We start from the raw sequence: 18,664 nt of genomic DNA, 5'->3' as shown, positions 1-18,664 counted from the left end.
GTGGAACCGGGAAGACATGATGCCCACAGGCAAGACAGTGGACGCGGCCATCACGTCACTGCGTCAGGCGCTGGCAGCGCTGGATAATGCGGTCGACGTGCGCTTCGAACGGGAGCGCGAGAGAAGCGAGATCGACGCTGAGGTGCGCCGGACCCACGCCGACCGCTCAAGGCTGGCACAGGAACTCGACCAGGCGGAGTTTCGCGCCAATCGGCTGGAGGAGGTCAATCGCGAGGTTTCCCGCCGGCTGGTCACCGCCATGGAAACGATCAGGGCCGTGCTCGATCGCTGACGCAGCGTTGCAGACAACCTTTGCCGCATCGGGCAAGACAGGACGGAATATCGCATGGCGCAGGTAACGGTAACGATCGACGGCAAGGCCTATCGCATGGCCTGCGAGGAGGGGCAGGAAGATCACCTGACGGATCTCGCCACCCGTTTCGATCGCTACGTCAGCCACCTGAAGGAGCAGTTCGGCGAGATCGGCGATCTCCGGGTGACCGTCATGGCCGGCATCATGATTATGGACGAAGTGTCCGACCTGACGCGCAAGGTGACCGGGCTTGAGGCAGAACTGGACGCTTTGCGCGGTAACCGCGACACCGCGCTGGCTGCCAGTGCACAGACGGAAGAGGAGCTGGCCGGCGTTCTAGACGAAGTTGCCAGCAGCATTCGCGGCATCACCGAAAAACTGGTCGCCAAGCCGGGTGCGGAAGCGCACTGAGGTAAGATAACGGTGCCTCTAGCCGACGAGGCTCACTATTGTCACCGTATATGACGCCCTTGATATAAGGATGCCTGCCTGAACCCGGTTCTGTGTTCGCCCGTGTGTCCAGATCCTACCCTTTGGAGGTTGCCGATGAGACTGAATATAGGTGCAGGTTCTACGCGCCGTGAAGGCTTTTTGAGCGTGGACGTGCGTGCCGATGCCAAGCCTGACATCGTGTCCGATGCCTGGGGTCTCGAAACGATCGACGACGCCAGCGTGGACGAAATCTATACGCGACACATGCTGGAGCATCTGGATCCGAACGATGCCCGGCGGACGCTGGCACGCTGGTTTCAGGCGCTGCGCTCGGGAGGAGCGCTCAACATCGTCGTCCCCGATCTGGAATTTCATTGCCGTCAGTTGCTGGGCTCCAGCTTCAGCACGTTTGCCGATCAACAGGCGCACGCGTTTGCCGGGTTCTTCGGATGGCGCGACGAGAGCCGCGGCGGCAATCGCGAAGACGCACATCGATGGGGATATACGGAGCGGACGATGACCGCGCTGCTTTCGGAATTCGGTTATTGGCAGATTGCGCGCCAGCTCTCCGGCATAGATTGCGAACCCTGGCATTTGAACATGACGGCGATAAAACCCTGAACGGCAAAGCCGTGGAGAGTTCCGTTCGTCGATGAAATCGCCGACCGTTAATTCTCCGCAGATGCCACTGGTGCGCAAACGCAAAGCGCATTATATGTCGAGTTGCGGTCTGCGCTTCCCGGCAGGTACCACAATCCCTGGGGCCATACTCGATCCAAAGGGAGCTGTCCCTGGCCAGGCCCGTGGGCTTGGACATATGGCGCCCACCTACGTTTGTAGGCACCCAGGATCGTAAAAAACCACCGGTCGTCGTGGATCGCACCTTCTGCCTTCGGGCGGGTTTTACGCAATTTGCCCTGCGACTTCTGTCTTTGCGCCCGGCGCGCGCACTTTAAACTTCCCTTTTTCGAAGAGAATATTGTCGCGTATCAATGCGCTGCGCCAAAAATGCCTGAATTCAGAGAGATGTGACAACGACATGTCGTCGCCTTGAAAGAATCTGCGTACAACCGCCGAATAGAAATATTCGCGTTGACGTACATCTGCTAAGCGGGGCGCAGAAGTGACCCATTCAAACAGGTAAAGTATGTCGAGCCCGATCGATCTGGAACCAGCCGAAGACGACCTCGAGGAGCGCGGCTGGCTGGTCACGATGTTGCGCCGTTACCGCACGCAGTTGCTGGCGCTGGGCAGCGTCGTCGTCTTCGGGATGGTCGCCTACGCGATTTTTCACCTGACGACTGAAGTCCGCTACGACGATATCGTGCTCGCATTGAGCGACACCTCCGCCCGTGCGATCCTGCTTGCGCTGCTGTTTACCGGCCTCAGCTTCTTCGCGCTGATTTTCTACGATACCAATGCGCTCGAATTCATCGACAAGAAGGTGCCTTTTCCGCATGTGGCGCTGACGGCGTTCAGCGCCTACGCCGTCGGCAACACCGCCGGTTTCGGCGCGTTGAGCGCAGGCGCGATCCGTTACCGCGCCTATTCGCGCATGGGGCTGACACCGGAAGACATCGGCCGCATCGTCGCCTTTGTGACGCTATCGTTCGGCCTTGGCCTTGCCGCCGTAGGTTCGATCGCGCTGATGATCATTGCCGATGAAATGGGGCCGCTGATCAATGTCGACAGCCTCGTGCTGCGCGGCGTCGCCGGCGTCATCCTGGGTCTATTGGCGGTCTTGCTTTACATGGGCCGCGGCGGGCGGGTGATTTCCATCGGCAGCTTCACACTGCGCCTGCCGGATTCGCGCACCTGGTCGCGCCAGTTCCTTGTCACCGCCTTCGATATCGCGGCGTCGGCGACCGTTCTCTACGTGCTGCTGCCGGAATCGTCGATCGGCTGGCCGACATTCCTCGCGGTCTATGCCATCGCCGTCGGCCTCGGCGTTCTCAGCCATGTTCCGGCCGGTCTTGGCGTGTTCGAAACCGTGATCGTCGCGTCGCTCGGCAGCGCCGTCAACGTCGATGCGGTGCTGGGCTCGCTGGTTCTTTACCGGGTGATCTACCACGTGATCCCGCTGCTGCTTGCGATCATGGTCGTAGCGGCCACCGAACTTCGCCGCTTCGTCGACCATCCCGCCGCTTCCAGCGTGCGACGCGTCGGTGGGCGGCTTATGCCGCAACTGCTGTCGACTTTCGCTCTGTTGCTGGGCGTCATGCTGATCTTTTCGAGCGTCACGCCGACGCCCGATGAAAATCTTGAATTCCTGTCGGATTATCTGGCCCTGCCTGTCGTCGAAGGAGCCCACTTCCTGTCGAGCCTCGTCGGCCTTGCCATGGTCGTCGCAGCCCGTGGCCTCGGCCAGCGCCTCGATGGCGCCTGGTGGGTTTCGGTGTGCTGCGCGGTCGCGGCGGTAACGCTGTCGCTGCTGAAGGCAATCGCGCTCGTCGAGGCGTCGTTCCTGCTGTTCTTCATCTTCGGCCTGTTCGTCAGCCGAAAGTTGTTCAATCGCCCGGCTTCGCTCGTCAATCAGGCGCTGACTGCCGGATGGCTGATGGCCATTGCGGTCATCTGCATCTGCGCCATTGTCATCCTGTTCTTCGTCTATCGCGACGTCGCCTACAGCAACCAGCTCTGGTGGCAGTTCGAGTTTGCCGATGAAGCGCCACGCGGCCTGCGTGCCGTGCTCGGCCTTTGCATCGTTGCCTCCGGTATTGCCGCGTTCAGCCTGCTCCGTCCGGCGACCTCGCGGCTGCAGCCTGTCTCGGACGACGATGTCGAGCGGGCGGTTGCCATCGTCGAGGCGCACGGCATTGCCGACGCCAATCTGGTTCGGATGCGCGACAAGAGCATCATGTTCTCCGAAAAGGGCGATGCCTTCATCATGTACGGCAAGCGCGGTCGCTCCTGGATCGCCCTGTTCGACCCGATCGGACCGCGGCACGCGCTGGCCGATCTTGTCTGGCGCTTTGTCGAATCCGCCCGTACGGCGGGCTGTCGGTCGGTGTTCTACCAGATCTCGCCGGGGCTCCTGTCGCACTGCGCCGATGCTGGAATGCGGGCCTACAAGCTCGGCGAACTCGCCGTCGTCAATCTCAATACATTCGAGCTGAAGGGCGGCAAGTGGGCCAATCTCCGCCAGACGGCAAGCCGTGCGGTGCGCGACGGGCTTGAATTCTCGGTCATCGAGCCGCAGGACGTGGGCGAGGTGCTGGACGAACTCGCGGCAGTCTCGAATGCCTGGCTGGAAGATCACAACGCCAAGGAAAAGGGCTTCTCCCTCGGCGCCTTCGATCCAGACTATATACTGTCGCAGCCGGTGGGCGTTCTCAAGAAGGAAGGCCGCATCGTTGCCTTTGCAAACATACTCGTGACGTCGACCCATGAAGAGGGCTCGATCGACCTGATGCGCTTTTCGCCCGACGCACCGAAGGGTTCCATGGACTTTCTCTTCGTCCAGATCCTGGAGCATCTTAGGAATGCCGGATTTCAGCGCTTTAACCTCGGGATGGCACCTCTATCCGGAATGTCGAAGCGCGAATCGGCGCCGGTCTGGGACCGGATCGGCGGCACGGTTTTCGAACACGGTGAACGGTTTTATAACTTCAAAGGGCTAAGAGCCTTCAAAGCAAAATTTCATCCCGACTGGCAGCCGCGCTATCTTGCGGTTTCAGGCGGGGTCAGTCCGATGATTGCGCTGATGGACGCGACGTTCCTGATCGGCGGCGGACTAAGAGGAGTCGTCAGGAAATGATCTTGAAATACGCAGCTTCCTTCGCAATGGCGGCCTTGTTCACACTGGGTGTCGCCCATGCGGACGAGGTCAACAAGAAATACGACACCGGCATCATCCCGTCGCCGCACATCCTCGTGCCGACCGGCAAGGTGGTCGGCGAAGTCGTGCTGATCTCGGATATCGGTGGCTGGGGCGACAAGGAAAACGCCGTTGCACAGACGCTGCTGGCGAAGGGCTCGATGGTCATCGGCATCGATTACCCGTCCTTCCTGAAGGCACTCAACAATTACGACGTCAGCCAAAACGATGGCTGCATCTACATGGTGTCGGACATCGAGTCGCTGAGCCAGCAGGTCCAGCGGTCTGTCGCCGACAGCGCCTACGAGCTGCCGATCATCGCCGGCGTTGGCGCTGGTGGCACCATGGCGCTGGCAATTGCCGCGCAGACACCGGACGCCACTGTGTCACAGACGCTGGCCGTCGATCCTGCCGCAGGCATCGCCCTCACCAAGGATCTCTGCACGCCCGCCGAAAAGGTCAAGACCGGCGACAACGTCGTCATCGGCCTGATGGACGGCGTGCTGCCAAACCCGATCATTGCCAGCTTCACCCCTGCAGCGCCCAAGGATGGCCGCGACCATGTCGAGGCGATGCAGAAGGATCATCCGGAAATCGAAATCCGCGATTCCACGGACGACGCCATGACGACCCTCAGCAACACCCTGGTCGATCTGGTGAAGTCGCTGAGCGCCGAAAAGTCGCCGCTGGGCCTGCCCATCAACGTGCTTGAAACCAAGCCGACCGAGGACACGCTGGCGATCATCTATTCCGGCGACGGCGGATGGCGCGACATCGACAAGGAAGTCGGCTCCTACCTCCAGGATCAGGGGATCCCGGTGGTCGGCGTCGATACGCTCCATTATTTCTGGTCGGAGCGTAAGCCGCAGGAAACGGCAGACGACCTGGGCCGTATCATCGATTACTACACCAAGCACTTCAATGTGCAGCACGTCGTGCTGGTAGGCTATTCTTTCGGTGCCGACGTCATCCCGGCCAGCTACAATCTGCTGAAGCCGAAGGAACGCAGCCAGGTGGTGCAGATGTCGCTGCTGTCGCTGTCGCGCAAGGTCGACTACGTCATCTCGGTAATGGGCTGGCTCGGCGCTTCCAGCGAGGGCAAGGGCGGCGATCCGCTCAAGGACCTGAAGAAGATCAACCCGAAGATTGTCCAGTGCGTGTATGGCACGGATGACGACGAGGACGTTGCCTGCCCCGATCTGAAGGGCACCGGCGCCGAAGTCGTCGCCATGGCCGGCGGGCACCATTTCGACGACGATTACGAGACATTGTCGAAGACGATCATCGCCGGCGTCAAAAGCCGCCTCGGCGAATAGGGAACATCCCGCCGGGTCATTGCTTGTCGCAGTGCCCCGGCAAGACTATCTAGCTTTGCATGTGACTGCGGCGACGGTGTCTGGGGCAATCTTCGACCTGCGACGCCTGCGTTGTCCCGGTCGATCGTCCGCCAACCGAAAGAGATACTCCTTGTCCGCTGATAACGTTTCCGTCTTCGATAAAAGCTACGCCGCCTTCCTGTTCGACATGGACGGGACAATCATGAACTCGATCGCTTCTGCCGAACGGGTCTGGGGTGCCTGGGCTAAGCGTCAGGGCCTGGATGTCGAGAAATTCATGCCCACCATGCACGGCGCCCGTGGTATCGATACGATCCGCAACCTCAATCTTCCCGGCGTAGATCCGGCCGTCGAAGCCGCTGCAATCGAGAGGGACGAGATCGCCGATGTTGCCGGCGTCGTGCCGATTTCGGGTGCCATCGATTTCCTTGCCTCGCTGCCTGCCGACCGCTGGGCCATCGTTACCTCGTCGCCGATTGCGCTTGCCAAGGCGCGCCTGGCGGAGGCGGGGATCCCGATGCCGCGTTTCATCGTGACGGCCGAAGACGTCAAGGTCGGCAAGCCCAATCCGCAGTGCTACATTCTGGGTGCCGAACGGCTGGGCGTAAGCGTTGCCGAATGCCTGGTGTTCGAGGACGTGCCGGCTGGTATCAAGGCTGGCGAGGCGGCAGGCGCCGACGTCATGGTCATCACCGCGACGCATAGCCACCCGATGGAGACACCGCACGCGACGATCCCCAATTATGATAATGTTCGCGCCCGTATCGGCGCCAACGGAAAACTGGCGGTCGTGCGCGCCTGAGGGGTGCAGCCACGCCCGTGGCGTTGGCTTGCGGGATGGACGACATGGCTTCGAGTGAGATAAAAGCACAGATTCGCAAGGAACGGCTGGCGACGCGCGACGCGCTGCCGGGGCACTTGCGGGCGCAAAAAAGCGCCACCATGGTGCGGTGTGGTGATGCGGAAATCCGCTTCGAGCCGAGAGCAGTTATTGCTGGCTTCCTGCCCATCCGCTCCGAGGCTGATATCCGGCCGTTGCTCGATCTATTGCGATCGCGGGGCGCGCGGGTCTGCCTCCCTGTAGTTGTCGACAGGGAAACGATCGTCTTTCGCGAACTGGCAGATGCCCGTTCGCTTGTTCCCGGTGCCTTCGGTACCCTCGGCCCTGACGAGACCGCAGTCTTGCTCGAACCGGAAATCCTGCTGGTGCCGCTGTCGGCCTTCGACGCTGCCGGACGGCGGATTGGCTACGGTGGCGGCTATTATGACAGGGCGATTGCGCTTTTACGACGGAAAGGCCTTGCGCGTCGCTTGATCGGCATTGCATTCGATTGCCAAGAAGTGCCATCAGTACCCGCCGAGCCGCACGACGTTCCCCTTGACGCCATTCTGACCGAAAGCGGCCTTCGCATTTTCTGACCGGAGACCGACGTGGAATGAGACTGCTATTTCTGGGTGACATGGTTGGCAAGACCGGGCGCGTGAGTGTCTGGAACCGCCTGCCGGGGCTGGTGTCCGATTTCAAGCTCGATTTTGTCATCGTCAACGGTGAGAATGCGGCGGGCGGCTTCGGCATCACCGAAGAAATTTTCCTCGAGACGATCAATGCCGGCGCCGACGTTGTGACGACCGGCAATCATGTGTGGGACCAGAAGGAAGCGGTTTCCTTTGCCGGCCGACACGACCAGTTCCTGCGCCCGGCCAATTATCCGGCCGGAACGCCCGGACGCGGCTCCGGCCTCTATTATGCGCGCAATGGCGCCCGCGTGCTGGTCGCCAACATCATGGGCCGCGTGTTCATGCATCCCGAACTTGACGATCCGTTCAAGTCGGCTGAAGCCATTCTCGCTGCCTGCCCCCTGAAGGAGCAAGCGGATGCGATCGTCTTCGACTTTCATGCGGAGGCTACCAGCGAAAAGCAGTGCTTCGGCCATTTCGTCGATGGCCGCGCCAGCTTCGTCGTCGGGACCCACACCCATGTGCCGACAGCCGATGCGCAGATCCTTAACGGCGGAACCGCCTACATGTCCGATGCCGGCATGTGTGGCGACTATGATTCCTCGCTGGGCATGGAAAAAGAAGAGCCGCTCAACCGGTTTATTTCGAAGATGCCGAAAGGCCGCTTCGAAGCCGCATCCGGGCCGGCGACGATATGTGGGGTCGGCGTGGAAATCTCCGATTCGACCGGCCTGGCGGAAAAGATCGCGCCGTTGCGGATCGGGCCTCGCCTCGCTGAGACTGTTCCCTCGTTCTGGAACTGATCCATAAGAGATCATGAAGTAGCCCGGGTTGTCCTTTGACCGCCCGGGCTACTTTCGTTCAGGCGAACGTCAGATGACGCTTGACGCCGACGTCCGGCATCTTGTCATCGTCGAGATTGGCCTTGGCGATCTCCCAGCCGAATTTCAGCTTGCTGCCGGTCGAGATCCATAGTTCCGCATCTTCGACATGCATCGCAAGCATCGCCAGGGTCGGGTCCTTCTTGCCGTCATGATACCAAGCTGCGGTCACCGAACTCCAGTACTCGTCGATCTTCGCCTGGTCGGCGCGGACCTCGATCTTGCCGGCGAGGCTGGCATGATAATCGTGATCCTTGCCAACCACGCAGAAGCGGGCTCGGGCGCCGGTCTTGATGCTCTTGACGATGTCGGCATCGGTCTTGGTGTAGAACCAGATGGTGTTCGTCGTCGGATCGGCGTGGGGCGCCATAGGCTGCATGTGCATGTCGATGCCGTCGATGCCCAGCATGCCGGCGTGCACCATATCGATCTGCTCCCACAACTGCTTTGCCGGATGTTCCTGTGCTTCGCTGAAGCTGGCCATGGCCAATCCTTTCGTTTTGATAATGCGTCCTGAAACGTGAGGTAGGCCACCTTTGTTCCTTCCGCCAACCACCGGCGATGCAGGGCTTTTCGCTTGAATGCGTGTGGCTTCGCACCTATAAGGCGCCATTCACATCAAAAGACTGAGCAGGGGTGCCATGGCTGGCCATTCACAGTTTAAAAACATCATGCATCGCAAGGGTCGCCAGGATTCCGTGCGGTCGAAAATGTTCTCCAAGCTGGCGCGCGAAATCACCGTCGCCGCCAAGGCCGGACTGCCCGACCCGACGATGAACGCTGCCTTGCGTCTCGCTATCCAGAACGCCAAGGCGCAGTCGATGCCGAAGGACAACATCGACCGTGCGATCAAGAAGGCATCGGGTAGCGAAGGCGAAAACTACGAGCAGATCCGCTACGAAGGCTACGGCCCCGGCGGCACTGCAGTGATCGTCGAAGCGCTGACCGACAACCGCAACCGCACCGCCTCGAACGTGCGCTCGACGTTCACCAAGGCCGGTGGCACGCTTGGCGAAACAGGCTCGGTTTCCTTCTCCTTCGACCATGTCGGCGAAATCACCTACAAGCTTGCGGTCGGCGATGCAGACAAGGTGATGGAAGCGGCAATCGAGGCCGGCGCCGACGACGTCGCCACCGATGAAGAAGGCCACACGATCATCTGCGGCTTCGAAGCGCTGAACGAAGTTTCCAAGGCGCTGGAAGCAACGCTGGGCGAGGCGGAAACCGTCAAGATTGTCTGGAAGGCTCAAAACACAGTGCCTGTTGACGAGGAAAAGGCGCTGTCGGTGATGAAGCTGATCGACAGCCTGGAGGACGACGATGACGTCCAGTCCGTCTATTCGAACTTCGAGGTTTCCGACGAGGTCATGGCCAAGCTGTCGGCCTGACGTTTTAGTTTAATGGGCTAGCGGGCTACAACACCCACCTCCGCGACTGCGGACGGTGGGTGTTTTTGCTTTTAGGCCAGGTCCGTCGTGGCAAGCTGGCAAGGTGGCCGATCCAACAGCCGTGCCCGCAGCCTCAGCGGCGGCGGTGCAGGAAGTGGATCTCGGCGGTCTTGCGTCGTACGGGATCTGTCAGCGTGAAATTGCCGAGCCTGTTGTCCATCTCGCCCGCCTCGGAGGCGAGGCGATGGATTGCGGCGGTCGTTTCCTCCACCATCGCGGCGTTCTGCTGTGTCATCGCGTCGAGATCGGTGACGGCACTGTTGATCTGTCGAAGCGTCTCGGCTTCCTCGTGCGTCGAGCGCATGATTTCGCGGATCTGAACGTTGATGTTCTCGACATGGGTGCTGATGCCGTCGAGTGCGACGCCGGCGCGTTCGACCAGCGCTACGCCGTTTTCAACTTCCCCGGTCGATTTCGCCAGCAGTCCAGCAATCTCCTTGGCGGCGCTGGACGAGCGCTGTGCCAGTTCCCGCACTTCGTGGGCGACGACTGCAAAGCCTTTGCCAGCTTCACCCGCACGGGCCGCTTCGACGCCGGCATTGAGTGCCAGGAGATTGGTCTGGAAGGCAATGCCGTCGATGACGCTGATGATCTGGTTCATCTGTCGCGACGAGCCCTGGATGGCTTCCATGGCGGCGATCGTCTCGCGCATGATGCGACCCGACCCTTGCGTTTCGGCCTGTGCGTCGCGTGCTATGCGCTCGGCCTGCTCCGCGCGGGTGATCTGCAGACGGACGGCATCGGTGATGGCGCCGACAGCACTTGCCGTCTCGGTGATCGAGGCGGCCTGGCGTTCTGTGCGGCCGGCAAGCTCGGTGGCACCGCCGCGCATTTCCTCCGAGCCGGAATGGACAGCCATGGAGTTGCCGCCGATCGCCGTCATGGTCTCGCTAAGCGTTGCCAGAGCCTTGTTGAAATTGACGCGCAGGCCTTCGAGTTCCACGGGGAAGGCGGTGTCGAAGCGGTAGGCGAGATCGCCGGTGGCCAGATGGTGCAGACCCTCGTCCAGGTTTTCGACGACATCCTGCAGCACGCGGGCTTCCGACTCGCGCTCCGTCAGCCTTGCCTGGCGCTCGGCTTCCGCGTTTCTACGAGCCTCGGCGCTGGCCGCCTCCAGCAGGCGCTGATCGACGAGCGACTGGCGGAAGCGTGCAAGGGCCTTCGCCATCGTCCCGATCTCGTCGTTGCGATCCTGACTGCCGATCTCGCTGTCGAGCTTGCCATCCGCGACATCGCGGGTAACAGCGGCCAGACGGGCAAGCGGCGCAAAGAGCAGCTTCATCACAACGCCTGTTGCCAGCGCCACGAGAACGAGTATGCCGACGCCGATGAGCGTCAGCAACTTGGCAACCGCGATCGACCCGGCATTCAGTTCGCTTTTAAGCAGGCTCTCGACGATCAGGAAATGCTTGCCGGCGAAAGCGATCGGGCGGGCATAGGCGCGCGCCTCACCATCGGGACGCATGAGGCCAGCGACGCTGATATCGTTGCCGGCCAATGCCTCAGCCGCAAAACTATAAGCGGCGCCATCGACAGCTATGAGGTGTCCAGCTTCGTCGACGCCGATAACCGAGCCGTCTTCCGAAACGACGACGGATCGGGCCGTGCTCGTGGCGGCGTTGCCCTTGGACAGGATGGAGGCGAGGATGTCGTCGCGCACCTGGAAAATCATCACGCCCTTGGGCGCGCCAAGCTTGAGGATGGGGACAGCAAAGTAGACCGCGCCCTTTTGGGTCGCGGGGTCTACATGCAGGCCGGAAAAGGCGCTTGGGGCCGTGTCGCTGGTTGCCTTGGCGACGTTTGCGACAGCATCGGCGTAGGTTTTCCCGAGGCTCGATGCGATCCAGGCCGGACTCTTGAGGTTTTCTGCGAAGGCGGGGCCCTTTTTGTAGGAATAGATTACCGCGCCATCCATGTCGGCAATCAGCAGGTCGCTGAAGGGCGAGCCCTGAAGGTCACGGCCGATTTCCGTCTGGGCGGTCTCGTGGCTGGAGTAATAGAACCCGCTGGGGCCGACGGGCTTCAGAAGCTTTTCACGCTGGTCCGCCGGATTGGGGTTCTGGCTGACAAATACTTTCTGCAATTCCGCGCGGGCGTCGCCGGAGGTCTTCTCGATGGTTTTCCAGCCGCTTCTAAGGCTGGTGATCGTCATCTGTACCGCCTCGATGCGGGCAATCGAATCCGCCTGCGTGCCGATCTGCTGCAACTGGTCCTGCAACATGTCGCCGCGGAAAACCAGCACGCTCTTCTTTGCCTCGAGCGCCTGATCGTCCGAAAGCCTGTTGCTGGCGATATAGGCGAGGCCGTCGAGGACGGCAACCGACAACAGCGTCAGCAGCAGGAAGGTGGCGATCACCTTGAAGGACAGTGACTGGAACCGGCGCGACATGGCGTAACCTCTAAACTCTCGTTTCGTCGATGGCGCGAAACGATGTGCAGTGAAAAAGCTGTCAAATGTAAACTGGGGTCCTGACTCAGCCGAACCACCTGCAAAGGCAATATCGGGGAAGAGTCCGCAAAATGGCTTAATCACACGTAAAGACGCGTGATGAATTATCGCGATGTTTTCGCTTTGTTCACATTTTTCTGGCACATGGTTGCCATGAACGGTAGGTTGACGACCATGCAGAACACGATTCGTATCATCGGCATAGATCCAGGCCTGCGCCGCATGGGCTGGGGCATCATTGACGTGCTCGGCAACTCATTGCGTTTTGTTGCCTCGGGCACGGTGCTGTCTGATGGCGACATGGATCTGGCGTCGCGGCTTTGCCAGCTTCATGACGGGCTGTCGGATGTGGTGCACACCCACCAGCCCCATGAGGCGGCGGTGGAGCAGACTTTCGTCAATAAGGATGCTGTGGCAACGCTGAAGCTCGGCCAGGCCCGCGGCATCGCCATGCTGGTGCCGGCTCGGGCAGGTCTCCCAGTAGCCGAATATGCCCCGAACGCGGTCAAGAAGGCGGTCATAGGGGTCGGCCATGGCGAAAAGCAGCAGATTCACATGATGCTGAAGATCCTGATGCCGAAGGCGGAGTTCAAGGGCAACGATGCCGCCGATGCGCTGGCTATCGCCATATGCCATGCCCATAATCGTGGTGGCAACCGCATGCGGCAGGCCCTGCTGGCCGCCGGATAGCGCTTCGAGACGCGACCACCCCCAAACCCTGATGGATATCCCATGATCGGCAAACTTAAAGGCACCATCGAGGAGATCGGCGAGGACTATGCACTCGTCGATGTCCACGGAGTTTGCTATGTCGCCTATTGCTCCAGCAGGACGCTGGCAAGACTGGGCGGCGTTGGCGAGGCCTGCGTGCTGTTCATCGAAACTTATGTGCGCGAGGACCAGCTGAAGCTGTTCGGCTTCCTCACCGTGCTGGAGCGCGAGTGGTTCACTCTGCTGCAGAGCGTTCAGGGCGTCGGGGCCAAGGTGGCGCTGGCGGTGCTGTCGACGCTGACCACCTCGGAGCTTGCCAACGCCATTGCCCTACAGGACAAGACCGTTATTTCGCGAGCACCCGGTGTCGGCCCCAAGGTGGCGATGCGCATGGTGCTGGAATTGAAGAACAAGGCTCCGGCGTTTGCAGGCGAGGCGCTGAACATGGGCCTCAAGCAGGAGATCGGCGAGGGCGTTGCCGCAGCGCCGGTGTCGGATGCCGTTTCGGCCCTCACCAATCTCGGCTACTCGCGCGATCAGGCCGCCAACGCCGTTGCCGCCGCCATGAAGACGGCGGGCGAAGATGCGGACAGCGCCAAGCTCATCAGGCTGGGGCTAAGGGAACTGTCGAAGTGAGAATTCCGACATTTTTGATTTCGTCGGAAAAACGTGTTATTTTCTTCCCAGCATGTAGGGCGGGAGAATTGCGATGACCATCTGGGAAGCGACGTTGTCGGCCAAGGGGCAAGTGACGATCCCGAAGGAAATGCGTGAGGCCCTCAATTTGCGGCCTGGCGACCAGTTGGTCTATAGCGTGATCGACGGCGAGGTGGTCATGACGGCGAAGACGATCGAGCTCAAGGACCTGGCCGGTTACCTCGGCAATTCGCCGAAGGGACATGCTGACATTGCCGATATCGATGCTGCTGCGGTTTCCGCTGCCGGCGCAAGCGTGTTCGATACAAGGGATGACGACAGCTCGGATGTCGCGGCATGACCATGTATGGTCTGGATACCAACGTGGTCATTCGTCTTCTGACGAACGACGATCCGCAGCAGCGTCGTTTAGCCCTCGAATTTGCCGAAGGACTAGGAAGAGACTACACCGCCTTCGTCTCGTTGCTGACCGTTGTCGAACTCGACTGGGCCTTGCGTTCGGGACTTGGATTTTCCCGTCGGGATGTCGTGCGGGCTGTGGGTAAGCTGCTGCAGGTGCGTGGGCTCGAGTTTGAATCGCACAACCTGATTATCAAAGCCCTGCGATTCGTCTCCAATGAAAATATCGATTTCGCCGATGCTCTGATCTCGTTTCGTTCGGAGGAGGCCGGGTGTCGGTCGACGAAGACGTTTGACAAGAAAGCTGCGTCCCGCGTCCCTGGAATGGAACTGCTCGTATGACCGAACCCGCCCGCCTGATCACGCCCGAGAAGCGTGGCGAAGACCTGGATACGACGCTGCGGCCGCAGTCGCTCGACGAGTTCACGGGCCAGGCGGATGCCCGCGCCAACCTGAAAGTGTTCATCGAGGCAGCGAAGAACCGGGGCGAGGCGCTGGATCACGTGCTGTTCGTCGGTCCGCCCGGTCTCGGCAAGACGACGCTAGCGCAGATCATGGCCAAGGAGCTCGGCGTCAATTTCCGCTCGACTTCAGGGCCGGTCATTGCCAAGGCCGGCGACTTGGCCGCACTTCTGACCAATCTCGAGGACCGCGATGTCCTGTTCATCGACGAAATTCACAGGCTGAGCCCTGCAGTCGAGGAAATTCTCTATCCGGCGATGGAGGATTTCCAGCTGGACCTGATCATCGGCGAGGGCCCGGCGGCGCGTTCGGTGAAAATCGACCTGGCGAAATTCACGCTGGTCGCCGCCACCACCCGGCTCGGTCTGCTGACGACACCGTTGCGCGACCGGTTTGGCATCCCCGTGCGGCTCAACTTCTACACGGTCGAGGAGCTGGAGCTGATCGTCCGGCGTGGCGCTAGGCTTATGGGTCTGCCGATTGCCGATGACGGGGCGCGGGAGATTGCCCGGCGGGCGCGCGGGACACCGCGTATCGCAGGCCGGCTTTTGCGCCGCGTCCGCGATTTCGCCGAGGTGGCGCGGGCGGAATCAGTCACGCGGCAGATTGCCGACGAGGCGCTGACGCGGCTGCTGGTCGATAATCTTGGGCTCGACCAGCTCGACAAGCGCTATCTCAACATGATCGCCGTCAACTTCGGTGGCGGACCGGTTGGTATCGAGACCATCGCAGCCGGCTTGTCCGAGCCGCGCGATGCCATCGAGGATATCATTGAGCCCTACATGATCCAGCAGGGTTTCATCCAGCGCACGCCCCGTGGCCGCGTGCTGACACCGACCGCCTGGCGTCATCTGGACCTGCAGCCGCCCAAAGACCTGGAAGCGGCCCAGTTCCGGCTGTTCCAGGAAGAGGAATGATCGCCAGTTGAGGGAACAACGAGCCCGGCGTTTGCATTTGGGAGGCTTCGAGAGGAGCATCGCAATGCATAAATTTCGCGTGGGGTCCAAGGTCGAGTGGAAGTGGGGCAAGGGAACCGGCACTGGCAAGGTGACGGAGAGTTTTACCGACGATGTGGAGAGAACTATCGAGGGGTCGGTGATCAAGCGTAAGGCCAGCGCCGAAGAGCCAGCTTATCTTATCGAACAGGAAGACGGCGGGCGAGTGCTGAAAAGCCACTCCGAAATCAAGGCTGCTTCCTGAGGTCGGGGTGAAAGCCTCCGTCAATGTCGGAAGGACTAGACCCGCTTAGAGGACATTGCCGGAACCGCCTCCGGGGCATGCGGCAGTCCCCGCGCCAGCGATGTGATCGTCTTTTCCAGCAGCGCTCTGCCGCCGCCGCGCCAACCGAGTGCTGTAACCTTGGATGTGTCCATCTCGCTGACGATGTTGGCCGGTGCGCGGGCTGGCAGCGGGTGACTGCTGCCGGTGACGCGCTGCAGAATGGCGAGGATCTCGTGGGTTTCCGTCAGGACGTCGGAGACATTGAAGACTTCATTGGCAATGCGGGCAGTGTCGGTTTCGAGCATGAGACGGACGGCCTGTCCCACGTCGCGTCCGTGAACCTCGGTGCCGGCGCGCGACGGGACAGGCTTGCCGGCAAGGTAATTACCGAAGATGTCGGTCCACTTGTTGGGCCGGAGATCGCCATAGACGCCGGTCAGGCGGAGGTTTGCGGCGGCAAAGCCGGGGGCGTTGATCGCGGAGAGCGCGCGCTCGGCGTCCAGCTTGACGCGGCCATAGAGCGTATTCGGGTTGGCCTCCGAGGTTTCAAAAAGCACCTCGCTGGCGGAGCGATCGCCATAGACGGCGCGCGTCGACAGGAAGACACAGCGGCGGATTCCGGCGCGCTGGGCAGTCTCGAACAGTTTGACGCTGCCGTCGAGATTGAGCCTCTGGAAGGATGCGGGGTCGTCGCCTTCCCCGCCACGATAACGGCCAGCGACATGATGGAAGCCGGCGTGGACGAAGAAATAGGCGTCGTCGAATGCGTGACCCTGCTCTGCGTTCGGATCGAGCCGCAGCGGAACGAAGCTGACGGGCTTTGAAAACAGGCCGGGCTCCGGCTGATGCCGGCCACCGACTGCGACCGCATAGCCATGGGCGAGAAGATCCTCGACGATGTAGCGACCGACGAGGCCCGTCCCACCGGATACCAAAACTTTCATGTCGTTACTTTCGGGTTGGCCAACGCCGCGATGTCCGGAATGTCCAGATCCTGATGGAATCGCTGCCAGAGATCGATCAGCGGTGCCAGTCTGTCAGCCTTGGGATGATTCGTCTCCCATGGCTTTTCATATTGGTAGTGCAGGATCGAAATACTCTTCCAGTCCCAAAGCAAGGGCATGGTAAACCACACATATTGCAGCATGTTCATATAAACGGGCAGGCCGTGCCAATCCGGGAAAAACGTTTCCAGAAAGGTCTGGTCGGTGCGCTTCCAGAAGACCTCCGGCTGGTCGAGACTATCGATCATCGCGTCGAACGTTTGCAGCGACGGCCTGGCAACGAAGACGCCCGAATTCAGCCTTTGAAAGTCTGCCAGGCCCTCATAGACATTGGGCGCAGCCGAGAATTCCGGGTAATCGAACAGCTTGTCGATCGGCTTCAGCACCAGGGCATCGGCATCGATGAAGACGCAAGCTTCGTATTCCACCAGCTGCCAAAGCCGCAGCTTGCAGAAATTGTCGAGCGGTGAGTGGAAGGACGGCTTGCGACCCTTGGTAAAGGGAGCGGCCGAATGCAGGGCGGTGCGGCCATGGCGCGCATTGAACGGGTCGGAGAGCGGCAGATGGTCCACGGGTACCAGCCGGCATCCGAGCAACGCTAACGGCGCAAGATCATCGGAGCTGGCTCCGGCGGTGTGCAGCACCACGATGTCGGCTTTCGAGCCGGTTCGCCTTAGTGAGCGGACGAGCGCGGTGGCGCCTAGGGCGTAATCGGCATTGGTGACGAGCGTGACGTAGGCTGTCGTCGTCCGGGGGGAGGCGTTCACGAAACCGACTTCAGCCGCTTACCTTCCGGATCGTGGTTGAGCTTGGCCGCAAGGTCCTTTGTCCATGCCGAAACAGCCGGCACCCGAGCGCGGTCGACGCGGTAGGCGTATTTGCGGGCAACATCGACGATCTCGCCGAGCAGGCCGGTTTTCAGGGTCGTTGGCTCGAGGCCGAGACCGAGAAATTTCTCGTTTCTGACGACGAGGTCGTTCTCAGGCGCTTCCTTGCGCGGATTGGGCAGCCAGGCGATCTCGGCCCCGGTCATCCCGGCAATCATCTCGGCGAGGTCGCGGACGCGGTGCGTCTCGGTCATCTGGTTGAAGATCTCCACCTTGGAATTGCGCGACGGCGGGTTTTTCAAGGCGATCTCGATACAGCGGACCGAATCCTGAATGTGGATGAAGGCGCGCGTCTGGCCTCCGGTGCCGTGCACCGTCAGAGGGTAGCCGATCGCCGCCTGGATGAGGAAGCGGTTGAGGACGGTGCCGTAGTCGCCGTCATAGTCGAAGCGGTTGATCAGCTGCTCGTGCCGCCGCGTCTGCTCGGTGTGGGTGCCCCAGACGATGCCCTGGTGGAGGTCGGTGATCCTCAGGCCGTCGTTTTTCGCGTAGAACTGGAACAGCAACTGATCCAGGCACTTTGTCATGTGGTAGATGGAGCCCGGATTGGCCGGATAGAGAATTTCCTGGCTGACGGTGCGGCCGTCGACCGTCTCGATGCCAACGGGCAGGTAGCCTTCCGGGATAGCGGCACCGACCGTCGAGTATCCGTACACACCCATCGTGCCCAGGTGGACGAGGTGGGTATCGAGGTTTAGCTCCGTCAGCGCGTTCAAGAGGTTATGGGTGGCGCTGACGTTGTTGTTGACGGTGTAGTTCTTGTGGCGGTCGCTTTTCATCGAGTAGGGGGCGGCACGCTGCTCGGCAAAATGCACGATGGCATCCGGGCGGTGCTCGGCGAGCCAGTTCTTCAAAAGCTCGTAGTCCTTGGCAAGGTCGATCAGGTTGAAGTGAATGCGGCGACCTGTCTCGGCGTGCCAGATCCGGGTGCGTTCCTGGATGCTGTCCATAGGGGTCAGGGATTGTACGCCAAGCTCGGTGTCGATCCAGCGGCGGGAAAGGTTATCGAGGATGTGAACGTCGTGACCGGCATCGGACAGATGCAGCGATGTTGGCCATCCGATAAATCCATCGCCGCCCATGATCGCAATTTTCATCACATCGTCTCCTTGCTGGCCGGTCGCCGACCGCTTGTTTTCAAATAATTAGGCAGTATGACAATTGTTCAATACTTGCCTGCCAAACCGA

General features: G+C 60.8%; 20 protein-coding genes and 1 other RNA gene. 16 read left to right on the top strand and 5 right to left on the bottom strand.

All coding sequences use genetic code 11. The features are described 5' to 3' along the window. The first annotated feature begins 16 nt into the window (after positions 1 to 16). The 9 genes from PR017_RS11730 to PR017_RS11690 all read left to right on the top strand — a co-directional run bounded on the left by PR017_RS11730 (position 17) and on the right by PR017_RS11690 (position 8,160). A complete protein-coding gene (locus PR017_RS11730) occupies positions 17 to 292 on the top strand; it encodes a DUF4164 domain-containing protein (RefSeq protein WP_111222393.1) in 276 nt (91 codons plus the stop codon). 54 nt (positions 293 to 346) lie between these two features. Beyond that, on the top strand, positions 347 to 724 hold the full coding sequence (locus PR017_RS11725) for a cell division protein ZapA (RefSeq protein WP_111222394.1): 378 nt from the start codon (positions 347 to 349) through the stop codon (positions 722 to 724). A gap of 135 nt (positions 725 to 859) precedes the next feature. Further along, entirely contained in the window at positions 860 to 1,366 is a 507-nt protein-coding gene (locus PR017_RS11720; protein ID WP_111222395.1) for a class I SAM-dependent methyltransferase, read from the top strand. 103 nt (positions 1,367 to 1,469) lie between these two features. Next, positions 1,470 to 1,628, top strand: a non-coding RNA gene (ssrS, locus tag PR017_RS11715) — 6S RNA. Positions 1,629 to 1,958: 330 nt separating this feature from the next. Continuing rightward, positions 1,959 to 4,502, top strand: coding sequence for a bifunctional lysylphosphatidylglycerol flippase/synthetase MprF (mprF, locus tag PR017_RS11710; RefSeq protein ID WP_275113055.1), 2,544 nt, complete (start codon positions 1,959 to 1,961; stop codon positions 4,500 to 4,502). Then, positions 4,499 to 5,878 carry a virulence factor gene (locus tag PR017_RS11705; protein ID WP_111222397.1) on the top strand — a complete coding sequence of 460 codons (1,380 nt, stop codon included), beginning with the start codon at positions 4,499 to 4,501 and terminating at the stop codon, positions 5,876 to 5,878. Before mprF ends, PR017_RS11705 begins: the two co-directional genes overlap by 4 nt. Before the next feature lie 151 nt (positions 5,879 to 6,029). Then, a complete protein-coding gene (locus PR017_RS11700; RefSeq protein ID WP_111222398.1) occupies positions 6,030 to 6,701 on the top strand; it encodes an HAD-IA family hydrolase in 672 nt (223 codons plus the stop codon). Between the two features lie 44 nt (positions 6,702 to 6,745). Continuing rightward, a complete protein-coding gene (locus PR017_RS11695) occupies positions 6,746 to 7,318 on the top strand; it encodes a 5-formyltetrahydrofolate cyclo-ligase (RefSeq protein WP_111222979.1) in 573 nt (190 codons plus the stop codon). Positions 7,319 to 7,335: 17 nt separating this feature from the next. Next, the gene (locus PR017_RS11690) at positions 7,336 to 8,160 is read left to right on the top strand and encodes a TIGR00282 family metallophosphoesterase (protein ID WP_111222399.1); all 825 of its coding nucleotides are present in this window, start codon (positions 7,336 to 7,338) and stop codon (positions 8,158 to 8,160) included. Positions 8,161 to 8,218: 58 nt separating this feature from the next. Here PR017_RS11690 and PR017_RS11685 read toward each other — a convergent pair whose 3' ends face one another. Beyond that, the gene (locus tag PR017_RS11685) at positions 8,219 to 8,722 is read right to left on the bottom strand and encodes a pyridoxamine 5'-phosphate oxidase family protein (protein WP_111222400.1); all 504 of its coding nucleotides are present in this window, start codon (positions 8,720 to 8,722) and stop codon (positions 8,219 to 8,221) included. Between the two features lie 157 nt (positions 8,723 to 8,879). Here PR017_RS11685 and PR017_RS11680 point away from each other — a divergent pair, with 157 nt between their 5' ends. After that, positions 8,880 to 9,626 carry a YebC/PmpR family DNA-binding transcriptional regulator gene (locus PR017_RS11680; protein ID WP_111222401.1) on the top strand — a complete coding sequence of 249 codons (747 nt, stop codon included), beginning with the start codon at positions 8,880 to 8,882 and terminating at the stop codon, positions 9,624 to 9,626. 133 nt (positions 9,627 to 9,759) lie between these two features. Here the strand turns inward: PR017_RS11680 and PR017_RS11675 are convergent, their stop codons facing one another. After that, positions 9,760 to 12,075: a methyl-accepting chemotaxis protein gene (locus PR017_RS11675; RefSeq protein WP_111222402.1), complete on the bottom strand. Its 2,316-nt coding sequence runs from the start codon at positions 12,073 to 12,075 to the stop codon at positions 9,760 to 9,762. A 234-nt stretch (positions 12,076 to 12,309) separates the two neighbouring features. Between PR017_RS11675 and ruvC the strand changes: the two genes are divergently transcribed. From ruvC to PR017_RS11645, 6 genes are all read left to right on the top strand, one after another. Further along, the gene (gene ruvC / locus PR017_RS11670) at positions 12,310 to 12,825 is read left to right on the top strand and encodes a crossover junction endodeoxyribonuclease RuvC (protein WP_111222980.1); all 516 of its coding nucleotides are present in this window, start codon (positions 12,310 to 12,312) and stop codon (positions 12,823 to 12,825) included. Between the two features lie 42 nt (positions 12,826 to 12,867). After that, entirely contained in the window at positions 12,868 to 13,482 is a 615-nt protein-coding gene (ruvA, locus tag PR017_RS11665; RefSeq protein ID WP_111222403.1) for a Holliday junction branch migration protein RuvA, read from the top strand. 73 nt (positions 13,483 to 13,555) lie between these two features. Then, positions 13,556 to 13,843 (top strand): AbrB/MazE/SpoVT family DNA-binding domain-containing protein, encoded by a 288-nt coding sequence (locus PR017_RS11660; protein WP_206423231.1) that lies wholly within the window; start codon positions 13,556 to 13,558, stop codon positions 13,841 to 13,843. Beyond that, positions 13,840 to 14,244, top strand: coding sequence for a type II toxin-antitoxin system VapC family toxin (locus tag PR017_RS11655; protein ID WP_111222404.1), 405 nt, complete (start codon positions 13,840 to 13,842; stop codon positions 14,242 to 14,244). The genes PR017_RS11660 and PR017_RS11655 overlap by 4 nt, the downstream gene beginning before the upstream one ends. After that, positions 14,241 to 15,281 carry a Holliday junction branch migration DNA helicase RuvB gene (gene ruvB / locus PR017_RS11650; RefSeq protein ID WP_111222405.1) on the top strand — a complete coding sequence of 347 codons (1,041 nt, stop codon included), beginning with the start codon at positions 14,241 to 14,243 and terminating at the stop codon, positions 15,279 to 15,281. Before PR017_RS11655 ends, ruvB begins: the two co-directional genes overlap by 4 nt. A 64-nt stretch (positions 15,282 to 15,345) precedes the next feature. Then, positions 15,346 to 15,564 carry a hypervirulence associated TUDOR domain-containing protein gene (locus tag PR017_RS11645; protein WP_111222406.1) on the top strand — a complete coding sequence of 73 codons (219 nt, stop codon included), beginning with the start codon at positions 15,346 to 15,348 and terminating at the stop codon, positions 15,562 to 15,564. A 35-nt stretch (positions 15,565 to 15,599) separates the two neighbouring features. Here the strand turns inward: PR017_RS11645 and PR017_RS11640 are convergent, their stop codons facing one another. The 3 genes from PR017_RS11640 to PR017_RS11630 are packed head-to-tail and all read right to left on the bottom strand — an operon-like array spanning position 15,600 to position 18,573. After that, positions 15,600 to 16,529: an NAD-dependent epimerase/dehydratase family protein gene (locus PR017_RS11640; protein ID WP_111222407.1), complete on the bottom strand. Its 930-nt coding sequence runs from the start codon at positions 16,527 to 16,529 to the stop codon at positions 15,600 to 15,602. Continuing rightward, complete coding sequence (locus tag PR017_RS11635; RefSeq protein ID WP_111222408.1) at positions 16,526 to 17,356, bottom strand: glycosyltransferase; 831 nt, start codon at positions 17,354 to 17,356, stop codon at positions 16,526 to 16,528. Before PR017_RS11635 ends, PR017_RS11640 begins: the two co-directional genes overlap by 4 nt. After that, positions 17,353 to 18,573: an NAD-dependent epimerase/dehydratase family protein gene (locus PR017_RS11630; RefSeq protein WP_111222409.1), complete on the bottom strand. Its 1,221-nt coding sequence runs from the start codon at positions 18,571 to 18,573 to the stop codon at positions 17,353 to 17,355. Before PR017_RS11630 ends, PR017_RS11635 begins: the two co-directional genes overlap by 4 nt. Positions 18,574 to 18,664 lie beyond the last annotated feature (91 nt).

The sequence above is a fragment of the Rhizobium tumorigenes genome (assembly GCF_003240565.2).
Classification (GTDB): domain Bacteria; phylum Pseudomonadota; class Alphaproteobacteria; order Rhizobiales; family Rhizobiaceae; genus Rhizobium; species Rhizobium tumorigenes.
This window is presented reverse-complemented; position numbering and strand designations above follow the sequence as displayed.